Raw genomic sequence first — 13,348 nt, forward strand, 5'->3', positions numbered from 1 at the left:
TTCTGCTGACTTTCTTAAGCAGGTTGGCGGCAGCATTTGCCTCAGCGTTGACCAACCACCCCTTTGCCGTTTGGTACAGGCCCCGCTTGACACGCCTTCCAGAGGGTCTCCACCCGTCGGGTTTTTCACCATAACTAGGTAGCTCATCTCCATCTAGGAAGCTTGCCTGCGAGCTGTACCTCTACCTCAATAAACTCGATGCCATAATGCTGACATAATTCTCCTTGAACCGACCTGTTGGGATGAAAACAAAGTTTCGGTTATTGACCTTCCCTAAACCGCATTCTTGTTTTTGTTCTTTGTTCCAACCTAAGTAAGCGATAGTGCGAGAGGAAAGTCAACGGTACAATCACTACAACCATGGTGTGGGGCTAGCGGTTGTTTATCTTATTTTTTGGCCAAAGAGAAGGAAAAAGGTGTTGGTAGGAGAAGTCAGGAAGAGGTTGTTTGAGCTATGAAACTATATCAACGACCCCCATCATGGGTAAGCGACTAAAGTGGCTAGCGGGCTTTTCCGCCCTGCACTAAAGTGCGGGGCTACCCAGCTATCCTTTTGTGTTAGTGTCTGGGAGGTTGCCAGGAGGAGGGGCAATGCAAACCGGAGCAGAAGCTCAAGTCCAACAGCGAAAAAAGGAGGCAGGATCCTGGAGAGACATTCGGCTGTTGGTATTGGACATCGACGGCACGATTGCCGGGCCTTCCAACCAGGTTTCGGAGCCGGTGCGGCAGGCCATTCAAAAAGCCAAGGCGGCAGGCGTGCGGGTAGCCATTGCTACAGGTCGGATGCATCGCTCTGCTGAGCGGTTTCACTACGCCATTGGGGCCGATATGCCCCTCTGCAGCTATCAGGGGGCGCTCATTCGCGATCCCGACAGCCAAAAGACCTTGAAGCATTGGAGCCTGGACTGGTCGCTGGCGGAGGAGCTGCTGCAGGTGCTGCAGGATCAGCCGGTGGGGGTGCACCTCTACATCGACGATCAGCTCTATTTGCGGGAGCTCAGCCCCCTCAGCCAAGCCTATGCCGAGCGCTCCCAGGTGCCGTTCCAGATGCTCTCCCCCGCCCAACACGGGAAAAGCCCCACCAAGATCCTGGCTGTTTCGGAGGATACGGAGTTTCTGCAGCAACTCCAGGGATCCCTGCGGCAGCGGTATTCTCCTGAGCAGATCTACCTCACCCGCTCGGAGCCGATTTTTTTGGAGGCCACCCATGCGGCGGTGAACAAGGGCAATGCCGTTCGTTTTCTGGCGGAAGAGCTGCTGGGGGTGTCGGCGGATCAGGTGATGGCCATCGGCGATGGCGACAACGACATCGAGATGCTCCAGTATGCGGGGATCGGGGTAGCCATGGGGAACGCCTCGCCGGCTCTGCTGCCCCACGCTGATTGGGTTGCTCCCCCCGTCACCGAAGATGGGGTGGCGGTGGCCATTGAGACCTTTATCCTCGGCTAGTTGCGGATGCAATGGTGAGCTTGGCAGATTCTCCTTTTCCCCAAGTCACGTTGCGTCCAGAACAGCAACGGGCATTGGCGTATCGGTCGGGGCCTCTGGGGATCGCGGCAGTTCCGGGGAGCGGCAAGACGTTTATCCTGGAGCTGCTAATCGCCGATCTCATCCTGAATCGCGGCGTTCCACCGGAGCGCATTGGGGTGTTCACCTACATGCGTTCGGCGCGAAGCAATTTGATCAACCGCATCAACCAACGCCTGCAACAGGCGGGCTATCCGGATCGCTTTACCCAAGCCTTCACCTTGCACTCGCTGGCGCTGCGGGTGTTGCGGGAGGTTCCCGGCCCTTGGGAAGAGCTGTCCATCCTGGAGGAATATGAACAGGAGCGCCTGCTCAGCCGTCTCTGCCGCGCCTGGCTCGCCCACCACACCCACCTCTGGGAGCCCTTGATCCCTGCCGAGAAGCCCCACAAGGTGGTCCGAAACCGGCTGCGGTTTCGACGCAGCTTCCAGCAGATGGTGCGGGCGGTGATCAGCACGGCCAAGAATCTGCGTCTGGGGCCGGAGGCGATCCCCACAACTACTCAGGGCTATCTGGGCTGGGCGGCCCCCATCTATGCTGCCTACCAAGCGGAGCTGCGTCGCCTGGGCAAGCTGGACTACGACGACCTGGGCTGGCAGGCAGTGGAGCTAATCGAGCGCGACCCGGCCCTGCGGCAGCAGGTGCAAAATTGGTACGACTACCTATTCGAGGACGAGGCCCAGGACAGCTCCCCCCTCCAAGAAGAGCTGCTGCGGCTGCTCAGCCAGCGCACCGGCAACCTGGTACGGGTCGGGGATCCCAACCAAAGCATCATGGGCACCTTCACCACCGCCGAGCCGCGGCTGTTTCGCGCCTTTTGTCAGGCCAATCCCCAGGTGACGTTGAAAGAGTCCAGCCGCAGCGCCCCCCAGATCCTGGAGTTGGCCAACCGCCTGGTGGACTGGGTGAACCAGAAGCACCCCATCCCAGCCCTGCGCACCGCCCTGGCTCCCCAGCACATTTGCCCGGCCAGCGCTGGCGGCCTAAATCCCCCGGCCAGCGAAGGGGAGGTGGTGTTTCGCCGGGTAGTCGGATCCCCGGAGCAGGAGCTGCAGGAGGTGACGCGGTGGGCCCTGGCAGCCGCCCAGGCTTTTCCCGACCAGACGGTGGCCATTCTGGTCACCACCAACGAGCTGGGGGGCAAGGCCCTCGACTACCTGCGGGAACTGGGGGCAGAGCAGGTGATCGATCTGTTGCGGGGCAACCCCAGCCAGCGGCGGGTGTTGCTGCAACTCAAGGGAATCATCGACTGGTTGGCCCAGCCCATTTCCTCTGCCCGCTTGGCCGCTGCTGTGGATCACCTGGCCGACTGGGCCGGGATCCCGCGCCTGGAGCTGGGGCCGATGCTGGACTGGATCCGCGCCTCGCTGCCGGAGCGGCTGCTATTTCCCCAGTTTGGGGAAGCCCCCACTTTGCCGGATAGCCCCTCTTGGCAAAACTTGGGCAGGCTGCTGCGCATCCTTGCCGGTTGGCTGCGGGCCGGGCGCTCCCCTTGGCCGGAGGTGCTCAATGTGATTGTCCAAAGCCTCTACCGCAAGCCGGAAGAGCTGTTTGTGGGTTGCTACGTCATCGACCAGTTGGAGCAGGTGCTGGGATCCCTGCCCGAGGTCGATTGGCAGGAGATTGCCCAAGAATTGCGGGTGATTCTGGATCGCCGCCTCAACAACCTGCCCTCGGAGATCTTTGCCTTCAACCCGGAGCCGGGCAGCATCACCGTTACGACTCTGCACCGCGCCAAGGGCTTGGAATGGGATCAGGTGTTCATCCCCCAGGTGTCGGCCTACGAGTTTCCCACCTACTCTGAAGAGCGACCGGTGGGGCTGAGGTTTTTGGAGGATGTCGATATGAGAGCAGAAGCCCTGGCCCAGTTGCGGCAGCTCAGCCGCAGAAGTTGTTGGGAGCAGCAGGCCGACTCGGCCACCGAGCAAGCCTTTTTGGATCTGGCCGCAGAGCGGCTGCGGCTGCTGTACGTGGGCATCACCCGCAGCAAACGGCGGCTTACCCTCTCCGTCTCCAGCCAATCTCGCTTTGGCGAAGAGCAGAGTGCATCGTTGGTGTTTCGCGTGTTGAGCCGCCCTTGCGAGGCAAGTTGACAGCGAGGCGCCCGGGCCTCTGGTTCTTCATTGCCCCGCGGCAGGCTGCTAGCATGGCTAAGCCCGATAGCGCCGCCTTGCGCGATGGGGCAGTCGTTTAAAAACATGGGTATTCTGCAATGCAACCTCGGCGTGTTGCCCGCGAACTGGCCCTGCTGGGGGTCAACCAACTGCCGGCCACAGCGGCCAAACTGAGCGAAAAACAACTGGAGGACTTGCTGCTGGCAGCCATCCGCGCTCTGCAGGAAGAGACCCATGAAACTCTCTCCACAGCGGCGGCGGAGATCCAGCGCAGCGATCGCCTGTTGCACGAGAGCGATCCCCTGTTATTGGCCGCTTCTGATGCCAAGGAAGAGGGCGGAGCTCGCTCTCTTACTGTCCGCCTTCAGCAGGCCCAACGACATCTGCAACGCTTGGAAACGGCTCTGAAGGAGGCCAACGCCGGCGACACCGTGCAGGGAGAATTGCTGGAGCTGGCCCACCAAGCCCAAGTGGCCCTCAGCAACGCCGGCCAAGCCCTGGAACACCTGGAACAGCGGCTGTACAGCGTCCGCCGCATCCTGGATGAGGTCGTTCAGTTGTCCCAAAAGGCGGTCAACCGGCTGGGAGTTGCCCTCTCCATGCCGGAGCTGTTGCACATTGCCCAAGCTCAAGAGGTACGCGCCTACGCTCTCCAACTGTTGACCGCCCTGCGCACCCATAAGGGGGCTATCGACGCCCGTTTGCAAGGGGTTTTGGTAGGCTGGCAACTGAAGCGGGTGGGGCGGATCGAGCGCGATATCCTGCGCCTGGCGGTAGTGGAAATGGAGATCCTGCGCAGCAGCCCCGACAAGGTCGCCATCAACGAAGCTGTAGAATTGGCCAAAAAATACGGGGATCCGGAGGCCGCCGCTTTTGTCAACGGGGTGCTACGGCGGGTGGTGGACAGCCGCATGGAAGCCCCTTTCGGTCGGAATCCTTCGCCAGCCGGGGATCTCAGAAGCTAGGCTCCTCACTGCCTTAGGGTGAAGGCCCTGCGTGGGGCAGATTGTTTGACCCTCCTACCGCCCAGGGGATTTTTACGCAGTCCGCAAGCGGACTCACAGAGGCGTTGTCAAGACACCTCTAGACAGTTCCTGGAGGCAAGGCCCCAAGGTTCTGCTGACTTTTCTGATCGCGTCAGCGGGACGGAGTCGTTGCAGGTTGGCTGAGACGGCAGTCTCTTCCGGACGCTTGCCACCGGTCGGGTTTTTCACCGTCTTAGGGGCTCGCCTGGGAACGGCACGCCTCGGTGATAACTATGCCATTGATGAGCAGCTAAAGTTGCTCACGGGCCTTTCCGCCCCGCACTCAAGTACGGGGCCAGCCAGCTATCCCTCTGTGTTTTCGATGGGGAAGCGGGCGATGAGATTCGAACTCACGACATCCAGCTTGGGAAGCTAGCGTTCTACCACTGAACTACGCCCGCAGGGATCCAGGCTCGACAACCTGGAGACTTTCCTAACGCATAGTTTAGCATTTCTTGGACGGGATCCCTGGTACAACAGAAGCAGCGTTCTACTTCTTTTGTTGATCCATGCCGGCCATCCTCCTGCTCTCCGGTAGTCCTGGCCCTCTTTCTCGGGAAGCCGCTGGCCCGCCACCGCGGTCGGAAGCGATTTTGCACCACGCTGCCGGGATCCTGTCCGGTCTGGGATTGACGACGGAGTTTGTCTCGGTGCGGGATTTGCCGCCAGAGGATCTGGTGCGGGTTAACTTTGAGAGCCCTCACCTCCAGCAGATTCAGGAAAAGGTGGCCCAGGCTGCCGGGATCGTCATCTCTGCTCCTGTCTATAAAGCTTCTTATCCAGGCGTGTTGAAGGCGCTGCTGGATTTGCTAGACCAGGATGCTTTTACCGGCAAGGTGATTCTCCCCATTGCCACCGGGGGAACCCTGGCCCACCTGCTGGCCATCGACTTTGCCATGAAGCCGGTGCTGGCCGTGATGGGCGCAACCCATATCTTGAAAGGGATCTACATCCTCAGCTCGCAGATCCAGTTTGAGGCCGACGGCACCCTGCGGCTGGAGGCCGACATTGAAGAACGTCTGCAAGCAGGGATCCGGGCGCTTGCCCAGGCGGTGAAATAAGGATTTTTCGTTCATGCGGAAGCGCCCAGCCAACAACTGAAAGGCAACTCTCCGGTGCAGCCTTCAGGGATCCCTCAACAGCACCGTCGCAGTCACAGCGGCACTTTGTCCCAACCGGTCGAAAACCCGTAAACTGAGCAGGTAAGAGCCGGGCACCAAGTTCAAAGGGGGGCGGATGCGGAAGCGAGTAGTGCAGGACACGTTGCCGGAGACACAGTTGACCTGGGCTGCTGACAGCGTCTGCACCTCGATCCCCGACCATGACACCTGAAACGCCAGCTCCGCTGGGAGCCGCCCCGGCACCGACACCGAGACCCCAACCTCCAAAAAGCCGCCCCGGCTAACGGCGGCAGGAATGTCGCTGCTGGTGATTAGCGGCGGCAGAGGGGGGCTGGCAGTGAGCGCGGCGGCACCACAACCGACCAGAGCCACGCCCAGCAGGGCCAGCGTCAACCCCCAAGGTTTGGATCCCAGCTTGATCACAGGGCTCCCGCTTCAGAACTCCATCCCCCAAGTATAGAGGATGGAGGCAACATCTCTAGCGTTAGTTTTGGGAGAACTCAAAAATTCACGCTATAGGTGGTGTCAAGCTGGATATTTGCCCGGAGCATCTGCTAGAGTAAAGCCCATAATCTGTCGAGCAGCCGGGCTATGGAAGTGGAAGAGGAGCTGAAAGCTTTGCGGGCGCGCGTGCGCAACTTGGAGCGATCCCTAGCAGAGTCAGAGGCACTGTCATTGCAGCAGATTGAATGTACCCATCGCCTGGAACAGCAACTGCTGGAAGCGCAGGCCCAACTGCAGGAGCGGGAGCAAGCTTTGCAGGCTTGTCAAGAGGAGAAGGCGCGGCTGGAACAACGTCCTACCCTGGAAGCTTTTCAGCTCCAACAGCAGCACATTGAAGAGTTACAAAATCTTCTCTGGGAAATGGAGCGCCGACCCACGCTGGAGCACTACCAGATCCTGCAGCAACAGTTGCAGACCAGCCAAGCAGAAATCGAAACCCTGAAGGCAGAACTGCAGCGGCGCGTCGATCCGGCCCGGTTCTATCAACTGCAGCAGGAGCTCTGGGAGCTGAAACAGCAGGCCAACCAGTTGGGGGAATACGCCGTCAAGTTGCCGCAGGTACAGCTTTTACAAGCCCAATCGCAGCTCCGCATTCAAGCGCTGGAGGAAGAGAAGGCGCAGTTGCAGGCGCAAATCCAGGAGCTGGCCGCTCGGCCCTCTGCGCAGGAAATGGAAGCCCTACGGGCGGAGCTGGAGGCGGCCCACCGCCAGGCCGAGGCTGAGGGGCAGCGTCTCAAAGCCGAGCTGGAAAGCGAAAAGGCACGCCTGCAAGCCGACCTGAATGCAGCGCAGCAACGTCTTCGCGAATTGGAAGAACGCCCTTCGCAGGAGCAATGGGCAAGCTTGCAAGCGGAGCTGAACCAGTTGCGCCAACAAGCCTCTTTTGCCAAGGCCGAGCGAACCACCTTGCTGGCGGAGCTGCAGCAGAGCCAGCAGCGCCAGGCAGAACAGGCCCAGCAAATTGCCAAACTGGAGGCGGAGCTGCAGGCTCTGCGCCAAGAGCGAAAAGCCCAAGTGGATCCCAGCGGCGAGGCGGAGTCTCTGCAGACGCAGCGGCTCCTTGCTCTAGAAGAGCAAGTGCAGGCTCTCACCCGGGAGCTCGACGCCTTGCGGGCCGAACGGGATCAGCTTCTCCAAGAGCTGGCTCAGCGGCCCACCCTTGTCCAGTGGCAGGAAGTGCAGCAGCAGCTTCGGGAGCTGGCCCAGCGACCAACTCGGGAAAGCCTGGAAGAAGCCCGGCGGGCACAGGAGCTGGCGGAGGCCCATCATCTGGTTAGCCAGAAACAGATCGAGAAGCTGCAGCAGCAGGTGGCGACTTTGAAAACCGAGTGTGTGCAGGCCCACGCCTATGCCCAAACTCAGGAAAAAGAGGTGGCCCTGTTGTTGCAACGCAATCAGGAGCTGGAGGAGCAGCTAGCCGCTCTGCGGCAGTCGTCTGCGGCTCCTCCCCAAGCAGGTGTCGAGCTCAGGTCTGGCCGCCCGGCTCAGGAACGGGTTCAGGCGGCAGCTGAAGGGCCTGCTCCCTCCCCAGCGGTGGCTGCCGCCCCACCCACCAGCCGACCCACAACTGGGAGAACGCCCGCTGGTGGGATCCCACCCCTTGCCCTTGAGGAGCGGCAGGATCGGGCGGAGAAGCTGCTGAGACGCTCCGCCTTGGCGGCTGCACGGGCTGGGGGAGAAGGGGGCAGCCGCAGCCGCATCGAGTTGCCGGCTTTTGTACAGCGGCGGCCCTACTGAGGCTGCCATTCTTGCGGATCCAAGCGCTCTCCCGCCTGGAAACGGGGCCAGGCCCAGCGCAGCAGGGATCCCAACTGGGCGTGGAACCGCTCCGGCGCAAATTGCAAGGCATGGGTCCGAATCCGCTGCGGATCCCATTCCTGGCGCTCCGCCTGGCGCAGCCCTTCGACGAGGGCTTCCACCCTGGCTTCGGGGATGAGGATCCCCGTCTGGCCGTGGATGACGGTCTCGCGGGTGCCTCCCCGGTTCAGGGCGACCACAGGACGACCACAGGCTTGCGCCTCCACCGCCACCAGGCCAAAATCCTCTTCCCAGGGAAACAGCAGCAGCCGGCAATTGGCCAGCAGCTCCTGCAGGCGGTCTTGGGGCTGGTGGGGCAAAAACTCCACTTGCGGCCCTGCCAGTTGCTTCAGTCGCGGCAGCTCCGGCCCTTCCCCCACCACTACCAGGCGGCGGCCCAGCTGCTTACAGGCAGCGATCGCCAAATCCACCCGCTTGTAGGGCACCAGCCGGCCCACCACCAGGTCGTAGTCGGCTTGGGGATGGGTTACCGGCTCAAACCCCTGCAGCGGCACCGGCGGATAGATAACCACAGCCTCGCGGCGGTAGAGCTTGGCCAGGCGCCGGCGGATGTGCTGCGAGTTGGCAATCAAGAGATCTGGCCGCTGGGCTGCCACAAAGTCCCACTGGCGCAGGCGGTGCAACAGCCAGCGGCTGAGGGCGGCAAGCGGGCGGATCCCCGTCAACCCCTCCCGCTCCAGATAGAGCTCCTGGTTTTCCCAGAGGTAACGGGGCGGGCTGTGGATGTAGCTAAGGTGCAGAGTGGAAGGCCCTGTCAGGATCCCTTTGGCAAAGGCATGGCTGCTGGAGATGACGCAGTCATAGGCGGAGAAGTCAAAGCTCTCGTAGGCCAAGGGCATCCAGGGCAGCAGGTACTTAAGGCGGCTGTGATAGTTGCGCTGCAGCACCCCCAGCCAGCGGGCCCAGCCCTGCAAAAACGAGGTGTAAACCGACCGCTGCTGCCAGCTCGGCGGCAAGGTGTGGGACGAGAAGAGGCTGACGTAGAGAGGTGCCTGTGGGGCAAAGGCAAGGAGCTCCTGCAAAACCTTTTCCGATCCCCCTGGCCAGATCAAATACTCGTGCACCAGCGCCAGGCGCTGCGCCCAGGAGGGATCCCAAGCAGGCATGGCTAGGCTTGGGTCGAGGGGGACCTTTTGCCGATGGGCCCGCTTACTTGCCTGGCTTTCTCGTCCAGCCGTTCGCTGATGTAGGCGTAGATCTCGCGGAAGCGGGGCACTGCCCGCATCTCTAGGCGGCTGCCGTCTTTGAGGGTGAGCACCATATCGCCCCAGGTGCCTAGGCCCCGTGGCACCGTCACCACCTTGGCAATCTCTTTGTAAATGACATCAGAGCGCTCCTTGCCGCCCCAGCCGCCGATCACAGTGATGCGACGGTTGGTTATCCGGTAGTGAACCCAAAGCTTGCGCACCAGGGCGCCCACAAACAGAGGCAAGCCAACGAGGGTGAGGCCGAGGAAGGAGTTCAACACCAGATCGCCCGTGTGAGGGCCGCCCTCAAAAAAAACTTCTTCTTTGATCGCCATGCTCAGCCCACCTAATGTCGAATGTCAGCATCAACAATGCTAAAAACAATCTTAAGCTAAACGGTTTCTCACCCCAACTGTCTGCCGAGTTAGCGGTGGATGCGGGATCGAGTCAGTTTTTGGAGGGCTTGCCCCGAGCGGTAGGTAGCCAAGATCAGGTGAACAAACAACACCATCACCACCAGCGCCACCGCCACCGCCCCGACATTGCCCAGCCAGCCCCACCCTTCCAGACCTGTCAGAGCCACCACAGCCCAAGAGGCAGGGTGCAGCATTCCCCCCAAAAGAAGAATCTGGGAGAACAGGTGCCCGGCTGTGAAGCGGGATCCCAACGCCACCAGCGCCAGGCCGCCGCCGATGTTGATCAGCCCCATATTGCCCAAAAAGGCGTAGCAGATGTGCCAGGCGTACTTTTGTTTGGGCACCTCTTGCCAGGAAAGGGGTTCCCTAGGGATCCCTGGCAAATCTTGCGGAGCGGGCAGCAGCGGCTGAACCTGACTGAGGATGAGGCCCAGGACGATGGCTGCCAGCAGCATCACCACTCCCGCCTTTACATTGAGCTTGCCAGGGATGGCCAATTCAGGATGTGCCAACATTGCAGGTTCTCTCGATCCCGTCCTAGCCTATCCTGTCTTTGCCCCCAACCGGCAGATTGGCCAGCGGACTGCTGGCTGGAGAGGCTTGGCTATCCGGATAGAGCGGCGTGCCGCAGCGCTTACAAAACTGGGCATCCTCATCGTGCTGGGAGAGGCCGCATCCCGGGCAGGCCCACTGCAGCGAGGTGCCGCTTTTCACCAGTTGCTTGATCAGCTCCCCTACTTGCCAAGGGATCAGGGCCACGCCCGTCAGGATCATCAGCACCGTCAACAGCCGGCCCAGCTCAGAGGTGGGGGTGAGATCCCCAAACCCTACCGTGGTCATGGTAACAACCGAAAAGTAGAAAGCATCCAAAAAGGTGGCAAAAGCGCCGGGATTGGCCGGATGTTCCACCTGGTAGATGAGGCCAGAGTAGACGAAGACAATCGCAAAGAGAGTAAAAAGGATGCGCAACAAGATGCGGGTGTCGGCGGAGATGACCTGACCAAAGAGGGTCTTGCCCTCCACCAGGCGCAGCAGCCGCAAGATACGAAACCAGCGCAAGAGGCGGATAAAGCGAATATCCGTCAGCCCGGCAAAAAAAGGCAAAATCGCCAGCAAGTCAATGAGCGAATAGAGGCTGAAGACGTAGCGCAGCTTCTGCAGGGCCGCTGCCCAGCGCAGTAGATATTCCACCACGAATAGGCCGAGGATGAGGCGATCCAGCCGCTCCAGCCCAAGGCGGAGTTGGGGGGGAATGGGGTAGGTCTCCACTACAAAAAAGGCAGACGAACAGAAAACCAGCACCGCCACCAGCCAATTGACCCAGCGGCTTTCGGGTGTGTCCTGATCCCCCCAGTAGCGCTGGAGGAGGCCAGCAGGGGCAAGCTCAGTTTGGGTGGCCTGGGAGGGTAGGGTGGTCACAGACGGGATCCCGTTGGGAAGAGATCGAGAGGGTTTCCCTTGAGCGCCTATCGGGCGTACCTTGACTAGGTTAATGGAAACTAGTAGTAGAGCAAACTTCAGTCCTGCAAACGTCTAGGCTTGAGTTGAGCATTGAATCGATGTTGCCTCCCATTGTCCTGGCTTCGCAATCTCCTGCCCGCCGCCAATTGTTAGAAGCTGCCCGGATCCCTTTTCGCGTTCAACCCAGCTACTTTGACGAAAGCCAAATCCAGAGCCCGGATCCGGTGGAGCTGGTGCAGAAGCTGGCTGCGGCCAAAGCCGAAGCGGTGGCGGCTCAGCAACGGGAGCCCGTCTTGGTGATCGGGGCTGACTCCGTGCTCTACCTAGGGGGGGAGATCCTGGGCAAGCCGGCCAATGCTCTAGAGGCGGAACGGCGCCTGCGGCAAATGCGGGGCGAAGTGGGAGAGCTCTACACGGGCCATGCCTTGATTGACACGAGGCAGAACCGCCGCCTCGTCCACTATGCGGTAACACGGGTGTTTTTTGCCAAGCCCAGCGACGAGGAGATCCGCGCCTACGTGGCCACCGGCGAGCCGCTCAATTGTGCTGGCTGCTTTGCCATTGACGGCCGCGGCAGCTTGTTTGTGGAGCGGATCGAGGGGTGCCCTGGCAACGTCATTGGGCTGAGTTTGCCGTTGCTGCGGCGCATGATCCAGGAATTGGGCTATTCCCTCACCGAAGCCTGGAATTAGCCGTCTAGATGCCGCTTGAGCAGCTCGTTGGCCAGCTTGGGATCCGCCCGTCCTTGGGTTTTTTTCATCAGTTGCCCGACAAAGTAGCCGAAGAGCTTGGTTTTGCCCTCCCGGTACTGCTGCAGTTGCTCGGGGTTCTCGGCCAGCACCTCGGCGATCATTGGCTCCAAGAGGCTGCTATCGGAGATCTGGGTCAGGCCCTTGGCCTCCACCAGGGCGCGGGCCGAGCCGCCTTTTTCCAGCAGCTCCGGCAGGATCTCCTTGGCAATTTTGCTGGAAATAGTGCCTTGCTCGATGAGGCCGATTAGCTCAGCCAGGGTTTCCGGCTTCAAGGCGATGTCCGGGTAGTCCAGCTTGTGGGTGTTGAGGTAGCTGGCGATGTCGCTCATCATCCAGTTGGCGGCTGCCTTCGGGTCGGCGCCGGCAGCAACCACGGCCTCAAAGTACTCGGCGGTGTTGCGTTCGTCGCTGAGGTAGCGGGAGTCATACACCGAGAGGCCGTACACCTGTTGGTAGCGCCGCCGCTTCACACTGGGCAATTCCGGCAGCTCCGCCTGCCAGCGGGCTTTTTGCGCTTCCGTCACACGAATGGGCGGCAGATCCGGCTCCGGAAAATAGCGGTAGTCGCTGGATCCCTCTTTCTTGCGCATGCTGATGGTGCGCTGGCTGTTTTCTTCCCAGAGGCGGGTCTCCTGTACGATGGGCTCGCCTGCTTCCACGGCCTTAACTTGTCGGTTGAACTCGTACTCGATGGCCCGCTGGATGGCGTTGAAGGAGTTCATGTTCTTGATTTCCACCTTCGTGCCAAAGGTCGGGGAGCCCAGCGGGCGCACCGAGATGTTGACGTCGCAGCGCAGGGATCCCTCCTGTAGGTTGCCATCGCACAGCCCGGCGTAGCGGAGGATGCGGCGCAGCTCCTGTACATACTCGGCTGCTTCTTCCCCAGTGCGGATATCCGGCTCGCTGACGATCTCGATGAGGGGAACTCCTGCCCGGTTGAAATCCACCAGGGAATAGCTGGATCCCGACAGCCGATCGCTGCCGGCATGCACCAATTTGCCCGCGTCTTCTTCTATGTGCAAACGGGTGATGCCGATGCGCTTGCTGCGGCCGTCGCTGAGCTGGATCTCGACCCAGCCGTGGGTGGCAATGGGCAGGTCGTACTGGGAGATTTGGTAGTTTTTGGGCAGGTCGGGGTAGAAGTACTGCTTGCGGTCGAACTTGCTGTAGGGGGCGATGGTGCAATTGAGGGCCAGGCCAGCCTTGACCGCGTATTCCAGCACCTTCTCGTTCAGCACGGGCAGGGTGCCGGGCAGGCCCATGCAGACAGGGTCAATTTGGGTGTTGGGGGGAGCGCCAAAGGCCGTCGCGCTGCTGGAGAAGATCTTGGAGCGGGTGCTGAGCTGGCAGTGCACCTCCAGCCCAATCACAGCTTCGTATTCCACTTTGGCAGGGGCAGCAACCGTCATGGCCAAACGAGAAA

General features: G+C 60.9%; 12 protein-coding genes, 1 tRNA gene and 1 pseudogene. 7 read left to right on the forward strand and 7 right to left on the reverse strand.

The window, feature by feature from the left end; all coding sequences use genetic code 11:
- Nucleotides 1-323: 323 nt before the first annotated feature.
- The 4 genes and pseudogenes from ACVW0R_RS05140 to nusB all read left to right on the forward strand — a co-directional run.
- Nucleotides 324-455 (forward strand): annotated as a pseudogene (locus tag ACVW0R_RS05140) (IS200/IS605 family transposase); the annotation flags it as partial.
- 136 nt (nt 456-591) lie between these two features.
- Nucleotides 592-1,449: a Cof-type HAD-IIB family hydrolase gene (locus ACVW0R_RS05145; RefSeq protein WP_011429257.1), complete on the forward strand. Its 858-nt coding sequence runs from the start codon at nt 592-594 to the stop codon at nt 1,447-1,449.
- Nucleotides 1,450-1,460: 11 nt separating this feature from the next.
- Nucleotides 1,461-3,620 (forward strand): ATP-dependent helicase, encoded by a 2,160-nt coding sequence (locus tag ACVW0R_RS05150; protein WP_041438062.1) that lies wholly within the window; start codon nt 1,461-1,463, stop codon nt 3,618-3,620.
- Between the two features lie 119 nt (nt 3,621-3,739).
- Entirely contained in the window at nt 3,740-4,606 is an 867-nt protein-coding gene (nusB, locus tag ACVW0R_RS05155; protein WP_457501762.1) for a transcription antitermination factor NusB, read from the forward strand.
- 389 nt (nt 4,607-4,995) lie between these two features.
- Here the strand turns inward: nusB and ACVW0R_RS05160 are convergent.
- Nucleotides 4,996-5,067, reverse strand: a tRNA-Gly gene (locus ACVW0R_RS05160).
- A gap of 108 nt (nt 5,068-5,175) precedes the next feature.
- On the opposite strand from ACVW0R_RS05160, the gene ssuE reads away from it, so the two are divergent.
- Nucleotides 5,176-5,727: an NADPH-dependent FMN reductase gene (gene ssuE, locus ACVW0R_RS05165; protein ID WP_011429260.1), complete on the forward strand. Its 552-nt coding sequence runs from the start codon at nt 5,176-5,178 to the stop codon at nt 5,725-5,727.
- Between the two features lie 63 nt (nt 5,728-5,790).
- Here the strand turns inward: ssuE and ACVW0R_RS05170 are convergent, their stop codons facing one another.
- Nucleotides 5,791-6,210 carry a hypothetical protein gene (locus tag ACVW0R_RS05170; protein ID WP_011429261.1) on the reverse strand — a complete coding sequence of 140 codons (420 nt, stop codon included), beginning with the start codon at nt 6,208-6,210 and terminating at the stop codon, nt 5,791-5,793.
- Between the two features lie 168 nt (nt 6,211-6,378).
- Between ACVW0R_RS05170 and ACVW0R_RS05175 the strand changes: the two genes are divergently transcribed.
- Complete coding sequence (locus ACVW0R_RS05175; RefSeq protein ID WP_011429262.1) at nt 6,379-8,028, forward strand: hypothetical protein; 1,650 nt, start codon at nt 6,379-6,381, stop codon at nt 8,026-8,028.
- Here ACVW0R_RS05175 and ACVW0R_RS05180 read toward each other — a convergent pair.
- The 4 genes from ACVW0R_RS05180 to ACVW0R_RS05195 all read right to left on the reverse strand — a co-directional run bounded on the left by ACVW0R_RS05180 (nt 8,022) and on the right by ACVW0R_RS05195 (nt 11,131).
- Nucleotides 8,022-9,215, reverse strand: a complete 1,194-nt coding sequence (locus ACVW0R_RS05180; RefSeq protein ID WP_457501763.1) for a glycosyltransferase — start codon at nt 9,213-9,215, stop codon at nt 8,022-8,024. The two genes, ACVW0R_RS05175 and ACVW0R_RS05180, sit on opposite strands and share 7 nt — an antisense overlap.
- Nucleotides 9,216-9,217: 2 nt before the next feature.
- On the reverse strand, nt 9,218-9,631 hold the full coding sequence (locus tag ACVW0R_RS05185) for a PH domain-containing protein (protein ID WP_011429264.1): 414 nt from the start codon (nt 9,629-9,631) through the stop codon (nt 9,218-9,220).
- A gap of 89 nt (nt 9,632-9,720) precedes the next feature.
- Nucleotides 9,721-10,227: a hypothetical protein gene (locus ACVW0R_RS05190; protein WP_457501764.1), complete on the reverse strand. Its 507-nt coding sequence runs from the start codon at nt 10,225-10,227 to the stop codon at nt 9,721-9,723.
- 22 nt (nt 10,228-10,249) lie between these two features.
- On the reverse strand, nt 10,250-11,131 hold the full coding sequence (locus ACVW0R_RS05195) for an ion transporter (RefSeq protein ID WP_011429266.1): 882 nt from the start codon (nt 11,129-11,131) through the stop codon (nt 10,250-10,252).
- 140 nt (nt 11,132-11,271) lie between these two features.
- On the opposite strand from ACVW0R_RS05195, the gene ACVW0R_RS05200 reads away from it, so the two are divergent.
- Nucleotides 11,272-11,865, forward strand: coding sequence for a Maf family protein (locus ACVW0R_RS05200; protein ID WP_099834680.1), 594 nt, complete (start codon nt 11,272-11,274; stop codon nt 11,863-11,865).
- On the opposite strand, the gene gatB is transcribed toward ACVW0R_RS05200, so the two are convergent.
- Nucleotides 11,862-13,334: an Asp-tRNA(Asn)/Glu-tRNA(Gln) amidotransferase subunit GatB gene (gene gatB, locus ACVW0R_RS05205; RefSeq protein ID WP_011429268.1), complete on the reverse strand. Its 1,473-nt coding sequence runs from the start codon at nt 13,332-13,334 to the stop codon at nt 11,862-11,864. The two genes, ACVW0R_RS05200 and gatB, sit on opposite strands and share 4 nt — an antisense overlap.
- Between the last annotated feature and the right edge of the window lie 14 nt (nt 13,335-13,348).

The organism is Thermostichus sp. MS-CIW-15 (assembly GCF_054060575.1).

What these genes read in the sequence shown, in the direction of transcription:
- ACVW0R_RS05145 (WP_011429257.1), top strand. Translation starts at nt 592, where the DNA reads ATGCAAACCGGAGCAGAAGCTCAAGTCCAACAGCGAAAAAAGGAGGCA.
- ACVW0R_RS05150 (WP_041438062.1), top strand. Translation starts at nt 1,461, where the DNA reads ATGGTGAGCTTGGCAGATTCTCCTTTTCCCCAAGTCACGTTGCGTCCA.
- nusB (WP_457501762.1), top strand. Translation starts at nt 3,740, where the DNA reads ATGCAACCTCGGCGTGTTGCCCGCGAACTGGCCCTGCTGGGGGTCAAC.
- ssuE (WP_011429260.1), top strand. Translation starts at nt 5,176, where the DNA reads ATGCCGGCCATCCTCCTGCTCTCCGGTAGTCCTGGCCCTCTTTCTCGG.
- ACVW0R_RS05175 (WP_011429262.1), top strand. Translation starts at nt 6,379, where the DNA reads ATGGAAGTGGAAGAGGAGCTGAAAGCTTTGCGGGCGCGCGTGCGCAAC.
- ACVW0R_RS05180 (WP_457501763.1), bottom strand. Translation starts at nt 9,215, where the DNA reads ATGCCTGCTTGGGATCCCTCCTGGGCGCAGCGCCTGGCGCTGGTGCAC.
- ACVW0R_RS05185 (WP_011429264.1), bottom strand. Translation starts at nt 9,631, where the DNA reads ATGGCGATCAAAGAAGAAGTTTTTTTTGAGGGCGGCCCTCACACGGGC.
- ACVW0R_RS05190 (WP_457501764.1), bottom strand. Translation starts at nt 10,227, where the DNA reads ATGTTGGCACATCCTGAATTGGCCATCCCTGGCAAGCTCAATGTAAAG.
- ACVW0R_RS05200 (WP_099834680.1), top strand. Translation starts at nt 11,272, where the DNA reads ATGTTGCCTCCCATTGTCCTGGCTTCGCAATCTCCTGCCCGCCGCCAA.
- gatB (WP_011429268.1), bottom strand. Translation starts at nt 13,334, where the DNA reads ATGACGGTTGCTGCCCCTGCCAAAGTGGAATACGAAGCTGTGATTGGG.